At 68.0% G+C, this 16,795-nt stretch carries 14 protein-coding genes; 4 read left to right on the top strand and 10 right to left on the bottom strand.

Annotation, left to right across the window (positions count from 1 at the left end):
* Positions 1 to 12: 12 nt before the first annotated feature.
* From ABGB01_RS37040 to ABGB01_RS37020, 5 genes are all read right to left on the bottom strand, one after another.
* A complete protein-coding gene (locus ABGB01_RS37040; protein ID WP_347778236.1) occupies positions 13 to 1,317 on the bottom strand; it encodes an ADP-ribosylglycohydrolase family protein in 1,305 nt (434 codons plus the stop codon).
* A 37-nt stretch (positions 1,318 to 1,354) separates the two neighbouring features.
* Positions 1,355 to 2,206 carry a carbohydrate ABC transporter permease gene (locus tag ABGB01_RS37035; RefSeq protein ID WP_347616882.1) on the bottom strand — a complete coding sequence of 284 codons (852 nt, stop codon included), beginning with the start codon at positions 2,204 to 2,206 and terminating at the stop codon, positions 1,355 to 1,357.
* Complete coding sequence (locus tag ABGB01_RS37030) at positions 2,203 to 3,057, bottom strand: sugar ABC transporter permease (protein ID WP_347616883.1); 855 nt, start codon at positions 3,055 to 3,057, stop codon at positions 2,203 to 2,205. The genes ABGB01_RS37035 and ABGB01_RS37030 overlap by 4 nt, the downstream gene beginning before the upstream one ends.
* 146 nt (positions 3,058 to 3,203) lie before the next feature.
* The gene (locus ABGB01_RS37025) at positions 3,204 to 4,469 is read right to left on the bottom strand and encodes an extracellular solute-binding protein (protein ID WP_347616884.1); all 1,266 of its coding nucleotides are present in this window, start codon (positions 4,467 to 4,469) and stop codon (positions 3,204 to 3,206) included.
* 106 nt (positions 4,470 to 4,575) lie between these two features.
* A complete protein-coding gene (locus ABGB01_RS37020; protein WP_347778235.1) occupies positions 4,576 to 5,688 on the bottom strand; it encodes an ROK family transcriptional regulator in 1,113 nt (370 codons plus the stop codon).
* A 118-nt stretch (positions 5,689 to 5,806) separates the two neighbouring features.
* Between ABGB01_RS37020 and ABGB01_RS37015 the strand changes: the two genes are divergently transcribed.
* The 3 genes from ABGB01_RS37015 to ABGB01_RS37005 are packed head-to-tail and all read left to right on the top strand — an operon-like array spanning position 5,807 to position 10,047.
* Entirely contained in the window at positions 5,807 to 7,990 is a 2,184-nt protein-coding gene (locus tag ABGB01_RS37015) for an alpha-galactosidase (RefSeq protein ID WP_347778234.1), read from the top strand.
* A 6-nt stretch (positions 7,991 to 7,996) separates the two neighbouring features.
* Positions 7,997 to 9,040 carry a zinc-binding alcohol dehydrogenase gene (locus ABGB01_RS37010; RefSeq protein ID WP_347778233.1) on the top strand — a complete coding sequence of 348 codons (1,044 nt, stop codon included), beginning with the start codon at positions 7,997 to 7,999 and terminating at the stop codon, positions 9,038 to 9,040.
* Complete coding sequence (locus tag ABGB01_RS37005) at positions 9,037 to 10,047, top strand: Gfo/Idh/MocA family oxidoreductase (RefSeq protein ID WP_347778232.1); 1,011 nt, start codon at positions 9,037 to 9,039, stop codon at positions 10,045 to 10,047. The genes ABGB01_RS37010 and ABGB01_RS37005 overlap by 4 nt, the downstream gene beginning before the upstream one ends.
* 466 nt (positions 10,048 to 10,513) lie before the next feature.
* Here ABGB01_RS37005 and ABGB01_RS37000 read toward each other — a convergent pair whose 3' ends face one another.
* Positions 10,514 to 11,092 (bottom strand): TetR/AcrR family transcriptional regulator, encoded by a 579-nt coding sequence (locus tag ABGB01_RS37000; protein WP_347778231.1) that lies wholly within the window; start codon positions 11,090 to 11,092, stop codon positions 10,514 to 10,516.
* Positions 11,093 to 11,223: 131 nt separating this feature from the next.
* Here ABGB01_RS37000 and ABGB01_RS36995 point away from each other — a divergent pair, with 131 nt between their 5' ends.
* A complete protein-coding gene (locus ABGB01_RS36995) occupies positions 11,224 to 12,741 on the top strand; it encodes a pentapeptide repeat-containing protein (protein ID WP_347778230.1) in 1,518 nt (505 codons plus the stop codon).
* A gap of 39 nt (positions 12,742 to 12,780) precedes the next feature.
* On the opposite strand, the gene ABGB01_RS36990 is transcribed toward ABGB01_RS36995, so the two are convergent.
* The 4 genes from ABGB01_RS36990 to ABGB01_RS36975 all read right to left on the bottom strand — a co-directional run bounded on the left by ABGB01_RS36990 (position 12,781) and on the right by ABGB01_RS36975 (position 15,749).
* On the bottom strand, positions 12,781 to 13,176 hold the full coding sequence (locus ABGB01_RS36990) for a zinc-binding dehydrogenase (RefSeq protein ID WP_347778229.1): 396 nt from the start codon (positions 13,174 to 13,176) through the stop codon (positions 12,781 to 12,783).
* Positions 13,122 to 13,637, bottom strand: coding sequence for an alcohol dehydrogenase catalytic domain-containing protein (locus tag ABGB01_RS36985; RefSeq protein WP_347778228.1), 516 nt, complete (start codon positions 13,635 to 13,637; stop codon positions 13,122 to 13,124). The genes ABGB01_RS36990 and ABGB01_RS36985 overlap by 55 nt, the downstream gene beginning before the upstream one ends.
* Positions 13,638 to 13,740: 103 nt before the next feature.
* Positions 13,741 to 14,631 (bottom strand): hypothetical protein, encoded by an 891-nt coding sequence (locus ABGB01_RS36980; RefSeq protein WP_347778227.1) that lies wholly within the window; start codon positions 14,629 to 14,631, stop codon positions 13,741 to 13,743.
* 572 nt (positions 14,632 to 15,203) lie between these two features.
* Entirely contained in the window at positions 15,204 to 15,749 is a 546-nt protein-coding gene (locus ABGB01_RS36975; protein ID WP_347778226.1) for a GNAT family N-acetyltransferase, read from the bottom strand.
* Positions 15,750 to 16,795 lie beyond the last annotated feature (1,046 nt).

The following is a 16,795-nucleotide window of genomic DNA, read 5'->3' as shown; positions in this document are numbered from 1 at the left end:
GCGATCCGGCTTTCACTGCGGCGCGAATGTGCTCGCGAGCCGCGCAGTCCGGGCGGCCAACTCGGCGATAGTGATGCGGTCGAAGTCGCGTACGGCGCTTCGGACGTGAACATGCGTGGTCCCGACCAGCTCCGGCGGGATGCCGTCCCGCCCGTGCAAGGCACCGTAGACGCTACCGACCGTCGCGGCATTGGAGTCGGTGTCACGACCGCCCGAGATGGTGATGCCGATCGCGTCCATGAAGTGCCCACCCCACAGCAGGCCGATCGAGATGAGCGCCGCGTTGTTGACCGTGTGCACCCAGGGGTAGTCGCCCAGTGCCTCGTCCACCCAGTCAAGCGCCTCCTCTCGCCCGGCACCCTGCTCACGCAGCGAGAGCACATGAGCGAGGGCGGAATGGAGCCTGGACCGGGGCGGCACCACAGACAGCGCGTGGCGAAAAGCCTGCTGAACGCTGTCGACGGCGAGCGCCGCGGCAACGAGCGCGGCCGCCCACATCTCGCCGTACTTGCCGTTGGCCGTGTGGCTCAGCCGGGCGTCCACGAGCGCCAGGCGAGCCGCGCCCGCGGGATCGCCTGGCGAGACGTAGCCGAAGGCGTCGCCCCGGATGAGCGCCCCGATCCACTCCCGGTACGGATTGTCGGTGGTCGCGGTGGCGGGCGGGCGCAGACCACCGATCAGGTTGCGGTACGCCGCCCGCTCGGCGGTGTAGGTCTGGGTGAACGGCACCCTGTCCAGCCACGTGGCCGCGACCTGCTCCGTGGTGAAGCCGACTCCGTGTGTCTCCAGGACGTGCAGGGCCAGAATCGTCCAGTCGATGTCGTCGTCGCGGGGCACGTCGACGAAGCGACCGGCCGTCGCGACCGGCGCGGACGGATGCAACGCGCCGACTCCTTCGGGCAACGGGTTCAGCAGGGGGAGGTACCCGGTCTGCGGCCACTGCCCCGCGGCGCGAAGGTAGGTCGCGATCTCGGCGCGGGTCAGGCCTTCCACCGGCTTGCCGAGCGTGTTGCCCACCGCGCGGCCCAGCCAGGCACCGTGGATCCGGCCCGGCAGTAGCTCTCGGTCGGCTTCGACCGGCGATACTGTGGCGGCCTGCTCCAGCAGCACGCGGTCGTCTTCCGGCTCCTCGAAGTCCCAGCCGGGGTCCCGTTCGAGCTCCGCCAACCGCGTCCGCACCTCGGCCAGCCCGGCGAGGTCGCCCTCGGTCGCCGCTTCGCGGGCAGCGGCCCCCAGGCCACCGACCTGGTACCCGCTGAGGGCAAGCTGCTCGGCCTCGTCGGGGACGAGGTCGCGCGGGTCAAGTACGTCGTGCACGTTGCGTCCTAGCTCGAAGGAATGGGGAGGGGTCGGGTCAGCCCTTGATGGCCCCGGACAGGAAGCCCTGGGTGACCTGCTTCTGCATCGCGACGAAGAGCACTACGACGGGCAAAATGGTGATCAGCGTGCCCGCCGCCAGCGGCCCGATGTCGATGGAGCGCCCCCCGAGGAAGAGGTACAGGCCCGTCGTCAGCGGCCGGTACTCACCGCTGGGGATGTACAGCAGCGGCACCAAAAAGTTGTTCCAGTTCTGCAGGAAAGTGAACACGGCGAGTGCGCCGATTCCCGAACTGACCAGAGGGAGAATCACCTTCAGGAAGATCTGCCACTCGGAGGCACCGTCCATGCGCGCGGCCTGGTCCAGCTCGACAGGGAGGTCGGAGAAGAACGCGCGCATGAAGAACGTGCCGAATGACAGGCCCGTGCTGGCCAGCACCAGGTTGACCCCGAGCAGGCTGTCCAGCAGTCCCATGCTGCGGAGCTGGAAGTACAGCGGGATCATGTAAGTGAAGAACGGCACGAGCAGGCCCAGGACCACCAGGTAGAACAGGAGGCTTCGCCCTGGGAACGGCAGTCGCGCGAACGCGTATCCGGCCATCGTCGAGAGCACCACGACGAGAAGCGTGCTCGGCACCGACAGCAGGAAGCTGTTGACCACGTAGCTGCCGAAGTCCCCGACCGTCCAGGCCTTCTCGATGTTCTCGGTGGAGAACGACGAGAACAGACCGAAGGGGTTCACCTTCACGTCGTGGCCGGTCTTCAGCGCCGTGGAGACCGTCAACACCAGGGGGAAGAGCATCAGCGCGGACAGGCCGAGCAGGAGAAGGTGCTTGCCGGTCAGCAGGAGGCGACCGCGCGTGCTGGATCCAGCGGAGTGGTAGCTCATGCGCCCATTCCTTGGAGTGAGAGCTTGCGTTGCAACCGGTTCATCCAGACGGCGAACGGGATGGATATCACCGTGATGACCAGCGCGAGCGTGGTGCCGTAGGAGATCCGGTTGAGCTGGAATGCGCTGCTGTAGGCGTAGGTCCCGAGCACCTCCGTGGCACCGGCCGGACCGCCGCCGGTCATGACGAAGATGATGTCGAAGACGCTGAAACCACCCAGCAGAGTGATGGTGGTGACCATGAGGAACACCGGCATGATCTGCGGAAGAATGATGTGGCGCAGCCGCTGGAAGCCGTTCGCCCCGTCAAGGCGGGCGGCGTCGACGAGGTCGATGTCGACGTTCCGCAACGCCGACAGGAAGATGATGAAGACGAAGCCGACGGTGGCCCAGATCGCGGTGCCGAGTACGGCGTACAGCGCGGTGTCCGGGTCACCGAGCCACCCCTTGGCGAGCGACCCCAGCCCCACCGTCTCGAGGACACGGTTGAGCCAGCCTCGCGAGGGTTCGTAGATCCAGCCCCAGACGACACCGACGGCCACCTGTGGCAGCACGAACGGCAGGAAGAACGCGATCCGGTAGAGCACGCTCGCTCGTCGGACGTTCCATACCAGCACGGCGAGTCCCAGCCCGAACACGATGGGAGAGGACGTTCCGATGACGATCCAGATGACGTTGTTCTTGAACGCGGCCCATACGTCCGGGTCCTGCGCCAGCTCGGTGAAGTTGGACAATCCGATCCATGGCGGGGTGGGGTCGAAGCCATTGAAGTCGACGAAGACGTAGTAGATCGCGCTCGCCATGGGCAGCAGCAGAAAGACTGCCACCATGGCGATCAGCGGAGCCACCATGAAGACACCCAGCCGCGCCTGCGCCCTGCGGGTGACGCGCGGAGTGTCCGCCTTGATGGTTCGCCAGGGCCGGCGACGGGTCGGCGTCCCCCGTTCCGGCGCCGTCGTCGGTGCTGGAGCTGTCGCCTTGGTCGAAGCGCCTGTGTTCACTGCTCTGCCGCTGCCTTGAGACTCGCGGCGACTTCCTCAGCGGTCTGCTGACCGGTGAGGACAGCCTGCACACCGTCGTACATCGCCTCACTGAGAGTGTCGGAGACCATCACGTCGATGTTGTGGCCGAAGTCGCCGCCTGCGCCCACCTTGGCGGTGTCGTCCAGCACCTGGGTCAACAAGGGCGAGACGTTGAGGTCGGCGGTGTCCATGGGCCTCGGGGGGATCGTGTGCAGGTTCTCGACCGTCCAGCGGCCGTGCTCTTCGGACTGGAGGAAGGTGAGGAACTTCTCCGCGGCTTCCTTGTTCGACGCGGTCGCGGAGATCCAGGGCCCGGAGCCCAGGCCACCGGTGAAGATTCCGGGACCATCGGGTGCAGGGAAGGGGATGTACCCGACCTCGAAGTCCGCCTGGTCGTCGATTTCGCCGACCAGCCAGCTGCCGGTAGGGATCATGGCGGCTTCACCGGAGAAGAACATCGCGGTCGAGGTGTCGTAGTCCACCGAGGTGGGTGACTTGGGAAGATACCCCGCCTTGTTGAAGTCCGCCCACAGTTGCAGCGCCGCCGTGACCTCCGGGGAGTCCCAGGACTTCTTGCCGCTGAACAGGGCCTCCATCCCGTCCCCGCCGATCGCGCTCGAAAGGGCCATGCTGAGGAGGTGTCCGCCCTCCCAGGCTTCCTTGTCGCCGACAGCCATCGGCACCTTGCCGGCCACGCGGATCTTCTCCGCGGCCTTCTTGAGGTCATCCAGGTTCTGCGGCTGGGCGAGCCTGAGATCGGCGAAGATCTTCTTGTTGTAGAAGAGACCGATGGTCTCGAGCTCCCCCGGGATCCCGTAGACCTTCCCGTCGTAGGTGACTCGCTCCTTGGCGAAGTCGAAGGTTTTCCAGTCGTACTTCTTGTATGCGGCGGTCAGATCCTGCACCAGACCGGCCTTGACGAGCGCCCCGCCGAAGCTCGGCCCTGAGCCCCAGCTGAACACGTCGGGCCCTTCACCGGAACGGAGCTGGGTCTGCAGGACCGTGCGCATGTTGTCGAAGGGCAGCGTGGTGACCTTCACGTCGATGCCCGACTTCTTCTCGAAGCCAGCGATGGTCTCCTTGAGGGCCTTCAGAGCTTCCGCGTCCTCCGGCTCCTCGATGAGGTACTTGAGCGACTTGGAGTCGTTGTCGTCGGAGGAGGGGGAAACCCCTCCGGTGCACGCGGCCGCCAGAAGGCACGCCGCGGCGGCGGCCAGAATCCTAAGGGGTGGGATGTGCATGCGTGAGCCTCTCGGTAAGCGTGCCCTGTTATGTCACATAGGACGCGATCCGGGCCGACATAATTTCATCGCGAAATTATGGAGTCAAGAGGGCGCTCATCAAACCTCAGGGAAAGCTGGCTTTGATCGCAACTACTGCCGCTCCCCGAGCCCATTCCAGGAAGTCCATCGACCGGATCACCGGATCCAACACGCTGACCTGCTCGTCGGCGTATTCGGCGCGGCCGGCGCGCAGGCTGTCAGGCGCGATCTCGACAAGCCGCACGCCTTCTCCGGACAGGATGATGCGGTCGACTCCGGTCAGCGCGGTGATGGCTGCCGTCGCGCGGCCGACAGCGTGTGCCGCCTCGGCGACGACGCGCGCAGCCGCCGGGTCACCGGCTTCGGCGAGCTCGAGCACCTCGTCGTAGGTGGTGAGCCGCCCGCGCGCGAGGGAGACGGTGTGGGCCATCGCACCAGAGGTCACGAGGGCCGTCATGCAGCCGCGATGGCCGGCGGGGCACAGCGGCCCATGCGGATCGACGGGCAGGTGGCCGATCGGGCTGACTAAGGTCGGGACGAGTTCGTGGTTGATCACGAGCCCGTACCCCACACCGGCACCGACCGTCAGCAAGGCGAAGTCCGGATACGTGCGCCCATAGCCGAACCACTGCTGCGCCATCGTGAGACCCACCACGTCGTTGGCCAGGAACAATGGGGCGTCGACCCGCTCGGCGAGCAACGTACGGAACGGCACCTCGTGCCAGTCCAGGAACGGCGAGTCAGCCACGGTCTCGCCCTTGGCCACCCGGCCACCCACGGTCACGCCGACGCCCCTCACGGGCCGGCCGGCTTTCTCCTCCATCCGGGAGACGACGCCGGCGACGGAGGACACGACGTCCGGCACGTTCAGCGACGGCTCGGGCAACGTCTCGCTGGCCAGCACCTCGGCCCGGAGGTTCGTGAGCACCGCGTAGATCGACTCCCTGGTGAGCTTCACGCCGACGTACCGGTGGTCGTCAGCGACGACATCGAGGAGGACCGACGACCGCCCGCGACCGGTCGTGCGCACGGACTCGGACTCCACCAGGACACCCGCCTCGAGCAGCGGCCGCACAAGGCGGGTCAGCGTCGGCGCCGACAGACCGGTCTTCTTCGCGAGCTGGGCCCGGGATTGGGCACCGTGCACGAGAACGTCGATGGCGACCGCCTTCGACGCGGCAGGCAGGTCCGGGCGCATTGATCCTCCTGATCCGAGGCCTGGTCCGACCGCCCCGGAACAGGGGGTCGTCCACCGGCGATCCGTGTGGCATGCTGTCCATTTATAGTTTCGCAGTGAAATTATAACTGGAGCGCACATGAGTATGTCGACGGCCGGGTCCGTCCGGGTTCACACGCTGACCGCCGCGGCCACGTCCCTCGTGGTCGACGTCAGCTCGGGCGTGCCGCGGGTTCTGCACTGGGGGGCGCGGCTGGACGACAACCCCGCCCACGAACGGTTCCTCGCCACCCTGAGCGAGGCGCAGTTCGGAGCGGACGGACTGCTCGGGCAGCACCGGCACCCCGCCGTGCTGCCCGAGCAGTCGGCCGGCTGGATGGGCACCCCTGGCCTGGAGGGACATCGGAACGGGACCGCCTTCAGCACGCAGTTCGTCGCCACGGGACACGAGCTGTCCGGCCGGCCGGACCAAGGTCAGGTGCTCGTGAGCCGGGCGGTCGACGAGGCCGTACAACTCGCCCTGACGACGACCATCGAGTTGTCCGCCGAAGGAGTCGCGCGCCTGCGGGCGGCCTTGACCAACACCGCGGAGAGCGGGACCTTCACGGTTGATGCCATGCGCCTGGTGCTCCCGGTCCCTGCTGAGGCGCAGGAGATTCTCGACTTCACCGGGCGCCACCTGCGAGAGCGCTCCCCTCAGCGGCATCCCTTCCACGCCGGCACACACGTACGCGAGGGCCGCCGCGGCCGCACGGGCTCCGACGCGAGCTTCCTGCTCGTGGCGGGAACGACCGACTTCGGCTTCCGGCGTGGAGAAGTGTGGGCCGTTCACACCGCCTGGAGCGGCAACCACGTCACGTTCGCGGAGCTCGGCCTCAACGGGCTACGCCTTCTCGGCGGCGGCGAGGTCCTCCTTCCCGGTGAGGTGACCCTCGAGCCTGGCAACACCTACACGACACCCTGGCTGTACGCCGTCCACGGCAACGGGCTCGATGCGGTCGCCGCCGCCTTCCACCAGCATCTCCGGGCGCGGGCCACCCATCCGGCCTCGCCGAGGCCCGTCGTCCTCAACACCTGGGAAGCGGTCTACTTCGACCACGATGTGGACACTCTGATCGAACTGGCGACGCTTGGCAGCAAGGTGGGAGCCGAACGCTTCGTCCTCGACGACGGCTGGTTCCTCGGCCGCCGTGATGACCGGAAGGGGCTCGGTGACTGGCAGGTCGATCCCGCCATCTGGCCGAAGGGCCTCCACTCCCTGGCCGAGGCCGTCCGGAGCCTGGGCATGCAGTTCGGGCTCTGGTTCGAGCCGGAGATGGTCAACGATGACTCGGAGCTCGCCCGCGCGCATCCCGAGTGGATCCTGGCACCGGGCGACGGACGCCTCCCCCTCACGGGCCGCCACCAGCACGTGCTCAACCTCGCCATTCCGGACGCCTTCGACCACGTGCTCGAGTCGATCAGCGCGCTCATCGCTGAGTACCGGATCGACTACATCAAGTGGGACCACAACCGCGACCTGGTCGAAGCCGGCGACCGCCGTACCGGCGAGGCGAAGGTGCACGCACAGACTCTGGCGGCGTACGCCCTGATGGACGAGCTGCGCCGTCGGCATCCCGGGCTCGAGATCGAGTCCTGCTCCTCCGGCGGAGGCCGGGTCGACCTCGAGGTGCTCCAGCGCACCGACCGGGTGTGGGCGAGCGACTGCATCGACCCGCTGGAACGGCAGCGAATCCAGCGATGGACCGGTCTCCTGCTGCCGACCGAGATGGTCGGCAGCCACGTCGGCGCCCCGACCGCCCACACGACCGACCGCACGCACTCCCTGGCCTTCCGGGCGGCCACGGCCCTGTTCGGCCACTTCGGCATCGAGTGGGACCTGCGCAACGCCTCTCCCGAGGAGTTGGAGGAGCTCGGCGAGTGGGTGGCGCTGTACAAGCAGGAGCGCGAGCTGCTGCACAGCGGCACCGCGGTGCACTGCGACTACCCCGACGACGCCTACTGGGCCCATGGTGTGGTGAGCCGGGACCGGACGCGAGCACTCTTCACCTTCGTGGCGCTCGACACGTCCGCGGCCGCGCAGCCGGGCCGGATCAGGCTGCCGGCCCTGGACCCGGACTTGTCCTACCGCGTCGAGTCCGTGCCGCTCTCGGCCGGCGCCCTCGTGCGCACCCGCAGCGGGCAACCCTCCTGGTGGCTCGACCGTCCCGTCATCTCCGGCAGGGCGCTGGAGGCCGTCGGGCTGCAGGGACCCATGCTGTACCCCGAACAGGCGCTCGTCTTCCGCCTGGCCGCCGATCAACCCACACTGAAGAGGAGCTGAAAGCCCGTGGGACACCTTGTACGTTTCTCCTCGCCAGGCACGGTCGACGTGATCGAGGTCGAGGACCCGTCACCGGGTCCCGGGGAGGTCCTGCTGGAGACGGCGTACTCCGGGATCTCCGCCGGCACCGAGCTGACGGCCTACCGGGGCACGAACCCCTACCTGGCGAGTGAGTGGGACCCGGCCCGCAAGCTGTTCGTCCCGGGCAGCTCGACCATGTCCTACCCGATCGACGCCTGGGGTTACGAAGAAGTCGGCCGGGTGGCCGCGGTCGGATCCGCAACCGACGAGGACCTGGTCGGCAGGCTGGTCTGGGGATCGTGGGGACACCGGTCGACGGTCGTGCGCCCGGTCGAGTACGCCAGGGAGAGGCTCCTGCCCGGCGTCGAGCCGATGATGGGCGTCTTCGGGCGGATCGGCGCGATCGCCTTCAACGCGATCCTCGACGCCGACATCCACCTCGGCGAGTCGGTGGTCGTTTTCGGAGCCGGCGTACCCGGCCAGATCGTCGCCCAGCTGGCCCGCCTCAACGGCGCGCGGGTCACGGTCGTCGACCCGGTTCCGACGCGGCGCGCCCTCGCCGAGCGGCTCGGCGCCGACAAGACGCTGGACCCGACCAGTGACGACGTCGCCGCCGCGGTTCGCGCCGCCACCGACAACCGGGGAGCGGACGTCGTGATAGAGATGAGTGGCGCGTACCAGGCGCTCCAGGAAGCCGTCCGCACCGTCGGCTACAACTCCCGCGTGGTCGCCAGCGGGTTCTTCCAGGGTCCGGCGACTCCCCTGAAACTGGGTGAGGAGTTCCACCACAACCGGGTCGCCATCATCTGCTCGCAGATCTCGGGGGTGGCGGCGCACCTCCAGCACCGCTGGAGCGACCTGCGCATGTCGCGCACGGTCCTGTCGCTGGCGCATGACGGCAAGCTCGCCCTGGACGACCTCGTCACCCACGTCTTCCCCGCCAAGAGGGCGTCGGACGCCTTCGACATGCTGGACAAGACGCCTCAGGACGCCCTTCAGGTCGTCCTCGACTACAGAGAGACCGCATGACTGACGTACGACCTTCTCCCATGTCCAAGGGCGAGGTGGGCTGGGGCATCCTCGCGACCGGGGGCATCGCCAACGCCTTCACCCGCGACCTTGTCGCGCACGGCCACCGCGTCGCCGCGGTCGGGTCGCGGTCGGTGGACAACGCGCGTGCCTTCGCCGAGAAGTGGGGCATCGAGCACGCTCACGGTTCGTACGACGAGCTCGTGGCCGACCCTGACGTCGACATCGTCTACGTGGCGACCCCGCACAACTTCCACGCCGCCAACGCGACGGCCGCCCTCGAGAATGGCAAGCATGTGCTGGTCGAGAAGGCGTTCACCGTCAACGCCGCCGAAGCTCGCGCCGTGTTCGAGCTCGGTCGCAGCAAAGGGCTCCTCGTCATGGAGGCCATGTGGACGCGCTTCCTCCCCCATATGGCGTACGTGAGGTCGGTCATCGAACGCGGCCTCGTGGGCGAGGTCCGTTCGCTGCACGCGGACCACACGCAGCGGCTCCCGTCAGACCCCGCCCACCGGCTCAACAACCTCGACCTCGCCGGCGGCTGCCTGCTGGACGTCGGCGTCTACCCGGTGTCCTTCGCCCACGACATCCTCGGCGATCCTCTGGAGGTCACCGGGCGCGGCACCCTGAGGGACACCGGCGTCGATGTCTGTGTGGCGACGGTCATGCGTCACCAGAACGATGCCGTCTCGACGACGTACTCCTCCATGGAGACCAGAGGCCCCAACACCGCCGTGGTGCTCGGGACCGAGGGCCGGATCGAGATCGGCTCGGTCTGGTACTTCCCTGCGGCGGTCACCGTGAAGAACGCGGCGGGGCAGGAGCTGGAACGGTTCGACGAGCCGGTGACCGGCAGAGGCATGCAGTACCAGGCCGCGGAAGCCGAGCGACTGATCGCTGAGGGCGAGGTGGAGAGTCCGCTGATGACCCACGAGCAGTCGGTCGCGGTGATGGCCACGATGGACGCCATACGCGAGCAAATCGGGGTGCGCTACCCCGGCGAATAGCGCCAGGTAGCCGTGGAGTGCTTCCCCCCGGTCGCGTGGGCTGCCGGCCACGGGCCGGCCGCCCACGCGACCGGGCGAAGACCTCCGCGTAGCGCACGGCGATGTCCGGCGCGTCTCCGCGCAACACCTCTCCCCAGGGCGGAACTCCTCCGCGTGCACGGCCAGGGCACCGACACCGACGACCGGCGTGAGCGGGCGGCGCACGGAAACCCGTTCCCGGCCAGCCGGGCCTGCGCTGTCACACATGACCCCGCCCGGCCGTCGTCGCCGCGGGCCTTGACCACGACGTCTTCACCGCCGGCCAGCCGGAGACCGAACACCGTCGACATCGACTGTTGGCGGAACAGCACCTCGGCGGGCTGGTCACCGAGATGGTCCAGACACCACGCCGGCAGCCGGTCCTGCAGATCGTCGAGCGGCACAGTGAATCATCGGCCTTCCCGTGGCCCTTCATGGCGTGGGCCGGTCAGTTCGGGGTGTCGGCGAGCTGGGCGACCAGGAAGTCGAGGCGCTCCTCCTGACCGTCCGGAGGGATCCGGCCGCTGTCCGCCAGGACGGCCATGCCGTGCAACGCGCTCCAGATGACCTCGGCGAACAGTTCGCGTCGCGCGTTGTCCGGACGGAAGCAGGCGACGAATTCGCCGAAGGCGGCGCGCAGCGGGGGCGGCGTCTCGGCGTGCGCGAACTTCACGTCGGTCGGCATGACGAACATGGCCTGGTAGAGGGCGGGCCGCTCGGTGGCGAACTCCAGGTAGGCGCGGCAGACGGCGTGCAGGGCCTGCCGCGGCTCGGGGCCGGCCGACCGGGCCCGGCGCAGGTGGGCGGCGAGCTCGCCGAAGGCGTCGATCGCGACGGCGCGCACGATGGCGTCCTTGCCGCTGAAGTGGCTGTAGAGCACCGGCTGGCTGTACTCGACACGCTCAGCGAGCCTTCGCGTGGTCACCGCCTCCCAGCCTTCGGCCTCGGCGAGTTCGCGGGCGGCTGTGATGATCAGCTGATGGCGTTGGGCGCGCTCACGTTCACGGCGCTCTCTGATGACGGACACGACGCAACTCTAGCAACGCTAGCTATCCTGCCAAAGGTACATCGATCACCACAACCCCTAGCGCCGGACCGGTGAGGAATCGTGATCTATAGCGCGCTTCATCGGGCTCGACGAAGCGCTGCAATTGAGGGATGAAGCGCAGCCACCCCCGAGTCCCGGCCCGGGAGATCATCGCTGCGGCGGCAGCGGCCAAAGCCCGCCGCGCCACCCGCGCCGCAGCACGTGCCGCCGAGCCTGAGCAGACGCCGCCGCCGGCAGAGGCCGAGGCGCCACAAGCGCCTCCACGGAGGCGCCTCTGGCTTCTTCCGGTTGCGGCCCTGATCGTGGCCGGCGCCGTAGCGGCCGCGACCCAATCCCTCCCGGACTGGGCCCGATGGACGCTCGCCGGAGTCGCCCTGGCCGGAGCGTCCTGCCTGGTCATCGCCTTCCTGCTCGGCCCGGCAGCCCACCGCCTGGCCGGTGAGCGCGCCGTCCTCACCGCTGCCGAGCGGCGGGAGATGACCGCGAGCGAGCGAGTCGAAGCGGTCAATGCCGCCAGGCACACCCTCATCCAGGCCGCGACCGGGCTGGTCGTGATCGGCGGCGTCGTGTTCACCGCACAAGGCCTGTCGTATACCGCGCAGACCCTCGACACCACGCGCCAGGCACAGTTCACCGACCGTTACACGAAAGCCGTCGACCAACTCGGCTCCAACAAGCTCGATGTACGGCTCGGGGGCGTCTACGCCCTCGAGCGCGTCGCCAGGGATTCGCCCCGCGACCATCAGAATGTCTACGACGTCCTGACGGCGTTCGTCCGCGAACACGACCCCGCACGTACGGCGAAGCTCCCTGCGAGACCGGCCACTGACATCCAGGCCGCGCTGACCGCAGTCGGCCGCCGGGAGGTCCGGCTGGATGCCGGCGCCGTCAACCTGATGGAGATCCGCATGTCCGGTGCAAAACTGGCCGGCGCGAACCTGAGCGACGGCGACCTGAACAACGCGACCCTGACCAACGCGGACCTGCTGAAGGCGAACCTGACCCAGACCAACCTGGCCGGAACGAACCTGGCCGGCGCGACCCTGGCCAACGCGAACCTCACCAGAGCGACCCTGACCAACGCGAACCTCGCCGACACAGACCTCACCGCGACGAACATGACCTACGCGAACCTCACCGAGGCGACCCTCACCGACGCGGACCTCACCGAGGCGACGCTGACCGACGCGGGCCTGTTCGAGGCGAAGCTCGCCGAGGCGACCCTGACCGACGCGGACCTGACCAGCGCCAGCCTGCTCGGCGCCGACCTGCGCGGCGCGACCCTGGACGGCGCGGACCTGACCAGCGCCGGTCTGAACGACGCGGACCTGCCCGGCGCGGATCTGAGCGGCGCGAACCTGAGCCTCGCGGGCCTGAGCGGCGCGGATCTGAGCGGCGCGAACTTGCGGAGCGCGAACCTGTTCAGCACCGACCTGCGCGGCGCGGACCTGACCAACGCCGACCTGCTCGGCGCGAACCTACGCGGCACGGACCTGAGCGGCGCGAACCTGACCAACGCCAACCTGACCGGCGCACACCTGACCGGCGCGAACCTGAGCGCGGTCTCCGGCCTGACGGAACAAGACGTACGACGCCAAGCCTTCGTCGATGCGACGACTCGCTTCTGAAGCGGCCGCGAAACATCGTGCACGGCGTCATCGGCACGGTCACGGGGTGAGGACGATACGACCGAACACGGTTCCGTTGTCCATCTGACGATGCGCCTCGGCAGCCTGATCGAGCTTCAACACCACGTGTACGACAGGGTGCAGGCGCCCCTTCGCGGCCGCGTCGAACTGCTCGGAGCGAACGGTGTTGCGCGCGACGACGGGGACCGTATTGAGGCTGCACGTCGCGAACGAGCGTGACTGCTGGAAGGACCGCATGAGGTGCATCCCGAAGTCTGCCGGCGGCATCCCCGCGACGACGCCGACGACGACCATGCGGCCGTTGGGCGCGAGCCGGTCGATGAACGCAGGCAGGTCGTTCCCGCCGACGATGTCGATGATCACGTCGAACGTGCCCGGTCCGTCATGGTCACCTTGCCCCGCACGGTCGAGCACGAGCGTCGCACCCAGTTCCCGAAGCCGTTCCCCGCGTCACCAGCGTTGAAGTGTGCGTGCGCAAGCGCGAAGTGTGCGACGGGGCCCGCGCTGCCGAGCGTTACGGCGTCGACCGACGAGAGCCCGTCGGGGAGGGCGGTGACATCATCGATGTGAGCCGTGGCCTGCTCGGCGTAGCCTCCGCTCGTCCCGGTGAACGCCCATACGCGCCGCCCGAGCCATGACGGATCGATGCCGTCCCCGACCGCGGTGACCACGCCGGCAACCTCGCTGCCCGGAATCAGTCCCTCGGCGAACCCATAGTCACCGAGGGTTCCGCGACGGATCACGGCATCGACCCCGCCGACCCCGATCGCCTCAGCCCTGACCAGGACCTGGCCAACGGCTGGAACCGGATCGGCGACCTCACGTACCGCCATCCCGGACGGGCCACCGAACCGCTCAATCACTACCGCACGCATCAGCGTCTCCCTGTGCTCAGCTACGATCCGGACCGTAGTGGACGCATACGTCCACTTAGCGGAAGTGAACTGTCCGATCTGGCTGCATGTGGTCGCCGGGCCGTCAGTGCCTGTCTAGTCCCCGCAGCACCGGCAGCCCCGTCCCCGAGTCAAGTACGAGGCGGTCGCCGAGCGGCCGGGCGAGCGTGACGGTGGTCGTCGCCGTATGGAGAATCGCCGGGCAAGCCTTGCCAGAGCTGGAGTCCTCCTCGTCCATGTCGACCACCACCAGTTGGTCGGTCTCGTAAGCGCGCGGCCCGTGAACGGTGTCGCAGGCGCCGAACCCGTAGCGGAGAAGCAACTCCTCAGGCTTGCCGGCGACGAGGTCGAACGCCATCACCTCTTCGACGCCTCCCTGTATCCGTTCGGGACGGGCGGTGACGGCCGAGGGGTCTACCGCCACGTGGATCTTCTTCTGCTCGACCCCCTCTACGGTGAACTTCCAGGCGGGCACCTGGATCGTGCCGCGACTGGTCTCCAGCGGGACCTTGCCCAGTTTCACGCCGGTCACCCGAAGCGGGCGGCATCTCCTGGCCGGGCACTCCTCTTCGACGAGGTCGGCCGGCTTGCTGAACCCCGCGTACGCGCTCGCCGCCGAGATGAGCGGCACCCGCGAGACCTCGCCGTCCGGCCATCGCACGTCGGCATCGCCCGGGGGATCGGCAGGCAGCTGGGCGGCCAGCCGCCAGGCGCCGTTGTGCGAGCTTGCGTTCACCCAGGCCGGGATGCGGCCAACGTGGTTCCATCCGTGCGGGTTCAGGACTTCCAGCGCGACGAACCCCCTGCGCCAGGCGTGGTCGTCGGCCGAGCCCTGCCAGCGCTCCGCCACCTCCCGAGCACGCGCCTCGAACCTGTCCGACGAGGCGCCCTGGGACCCGCCGGGCGAGGCCTCATGGTCCCCGCCGCAGGCGGACAGGAGCAGCACCAAGGACAGGCACGCGATCATTCTTCGCACGAGACCTCCTCCGCACAATGATCGGCCAACGCCTCACGCTCCCGCTGGTTTTCCGAGGACCTCCATCGACCCACGGCGAGAGAGGAAGATCATCGCCGTTCCGGTGATCCAGGCCGTGGACGGGCAGGCCCGCCCCAGCGAGGCCAGGCGCCGGGCCATGGTCTCCGCACCGGCCCCGGCGCCCCCGTACGCCCGCGGCGTACCCAGCGCGAAACCCCGCTCGCGCTGACCGCCTGCAGGCTCTCGGGGGCCACGCGACCGTTGTGGTCCGCCTTCTCGGCGTGTGCGCGCAGCACCCGGCCCGTCTCTTCGTCGCTCGTCGAATGGTCGATCATGTACGCACACCCAACCACCGGCCGCGTGCCCGGGCCATACGCGAACGGCCCCGCTTCATACGCCTGTGTGCCAACGGCGTCCACTGCCGTCCCTCCAACCCTGGTCAGTGGCCTGTGCGTCAAGATCCCTGTCCACCGGCGTCCAAGGCTGTTCGAGGTCGTTGTCAGCAACCGCGTTAGCAAGATCACCCAAAAGGGTGCTCTTCGGGGAGCCGATCGCGGCCGGTGCTCACGTCTCTACCACGGGTCGAGTACGCGCGTCATCCAGATCGTGTTGCCGCGTTCGGCGTCCTCGGTGATGCGGTCGCTCCGGTGGAAACCGAGCTTCTCGAGGACACGGAACGAGGGTGCGTTCCACTCCCACACGGTCGCCCAGAGTCGTCGACGTCCTGTTCGAGTCGCGGCTTCCATGACCGCACGGGCGGCTTCTGTCGCGTAACCATGACCGTGAGCTCGTTGAGCCAGCTCGTACGCGATCTCAGGTTCGTCGAAAGATCCCTGACCGACGGTCAATCCGCAGTACCCAATGAACTCACCGGTGTCTCGCACCTCGATCGGCAGCAACCCGAGCCCCGGATCCGCCGCCAGCGGATTGCCGAGGAGCCAGCCGCGGATGTCCTCGACCGTCGGGCGTCCCTCGGCGTCGATCCGCCGTGCCGGCGGCACTCGTGGATCCCGCTCAAGCCATAACCTGCGATACTCCTCGGCATCCGACGGCACCCACCGCCGCAACCGCAGCCGGTCGGTCACCAGCTCCGCCGGTAGATCCTCGTAGGTCCCCACCCGACCAACATAGCCCGGCGCTGGCCAAGGTCGGAAAGCGGCTGCAAGAGACGGACGTAGAGCTGATCAACTGCGTTCGCCTTGCCGATGTCGGTTCACGATCTGTTCGTCACAACTAGGCCTGCACGAGAACGCCAACCGCACCTACCAGATACTGGCCGATTGACCCGGCGGTGCAAGGGCGGTAGCAAGATCACTCGATCGGATGCTCATGTGAGAGCGGATCACGCACCTTGCTGATGTCCTGCCTGCGGCTCGTCGCCTTTCCGGCGAAGGACGTTCATGAACACTTTCTAACCTCGTCGGCGGACACAGCGAGGTCGCCGCTGTTCAGGCTGAGGGAGGGGACCACCCTCGGGGCTCCTATCAGCTGTGGGTTAGTGGCGCCGTGGAAGACTGTGTCGCTCAACTGCAAATGATGAGGGCTCGTGAACTCCCATCCACACAAGTTCCAAGGTTCATTCTGCCCGGCTTCGGGATGAGGCGGCACAGCCAACTGGACCAGGGCAGAGCCGACGTTTGGACGCTCATACCGAGTGTGCGCTGCTACGTATTGGACCAGCCGCAACTCGGCCTCCGCAGGCAGGTCGGAGGCTGCCCCTCCGTCCACCTCGGAATCCCGTTCCGGCTGCGGTATCACCGATGTGACCCACTCTCGGGTCGTGCCGCTGACCTTGCCGGCGAGAGCACGCAGGCGTACCGCGAACCAGGGAGCCAGGCCAGGCCCTCCCTTCCGTACCCAGTCCTCGACCAGCTGTCGGAATGCTTCCTCGCGCCGGCTCGCCCGCATGTCGATCCCGGCCGCCAGCAGATGCGTCGTGAGCCGGAAAGACGTGTATTGCTCGGCTACCGGTTCCAGACCGCGGGGAGTTCACCTGTGGCGATCAGCTCGTCCAGCACCTGCCGTATCGCCCCTGACTGTAGGACGACGTTCTTTCTGAGCACGTAGGGCCTGATGGGCGACATGGATGATGTCCATGATCTTCAGGGCTGGTCTTGGGGTTGGCCTGGTTCGTGCCCGGCGACAACGTGAGCGTCAATCGTTC

It is taken from the genome of Nonomuraea sp. B5E05 (assembly GCF_039880665.1).
Classification (GTDB): Bacteria; Actinomycetota; Actinomycetes; order Streptosporangiales; family Streptosporangiaceae; genus Nonomuraea.
This window is presented reverse-complemented; position numbering and strand designations above follow the sequence as displayed.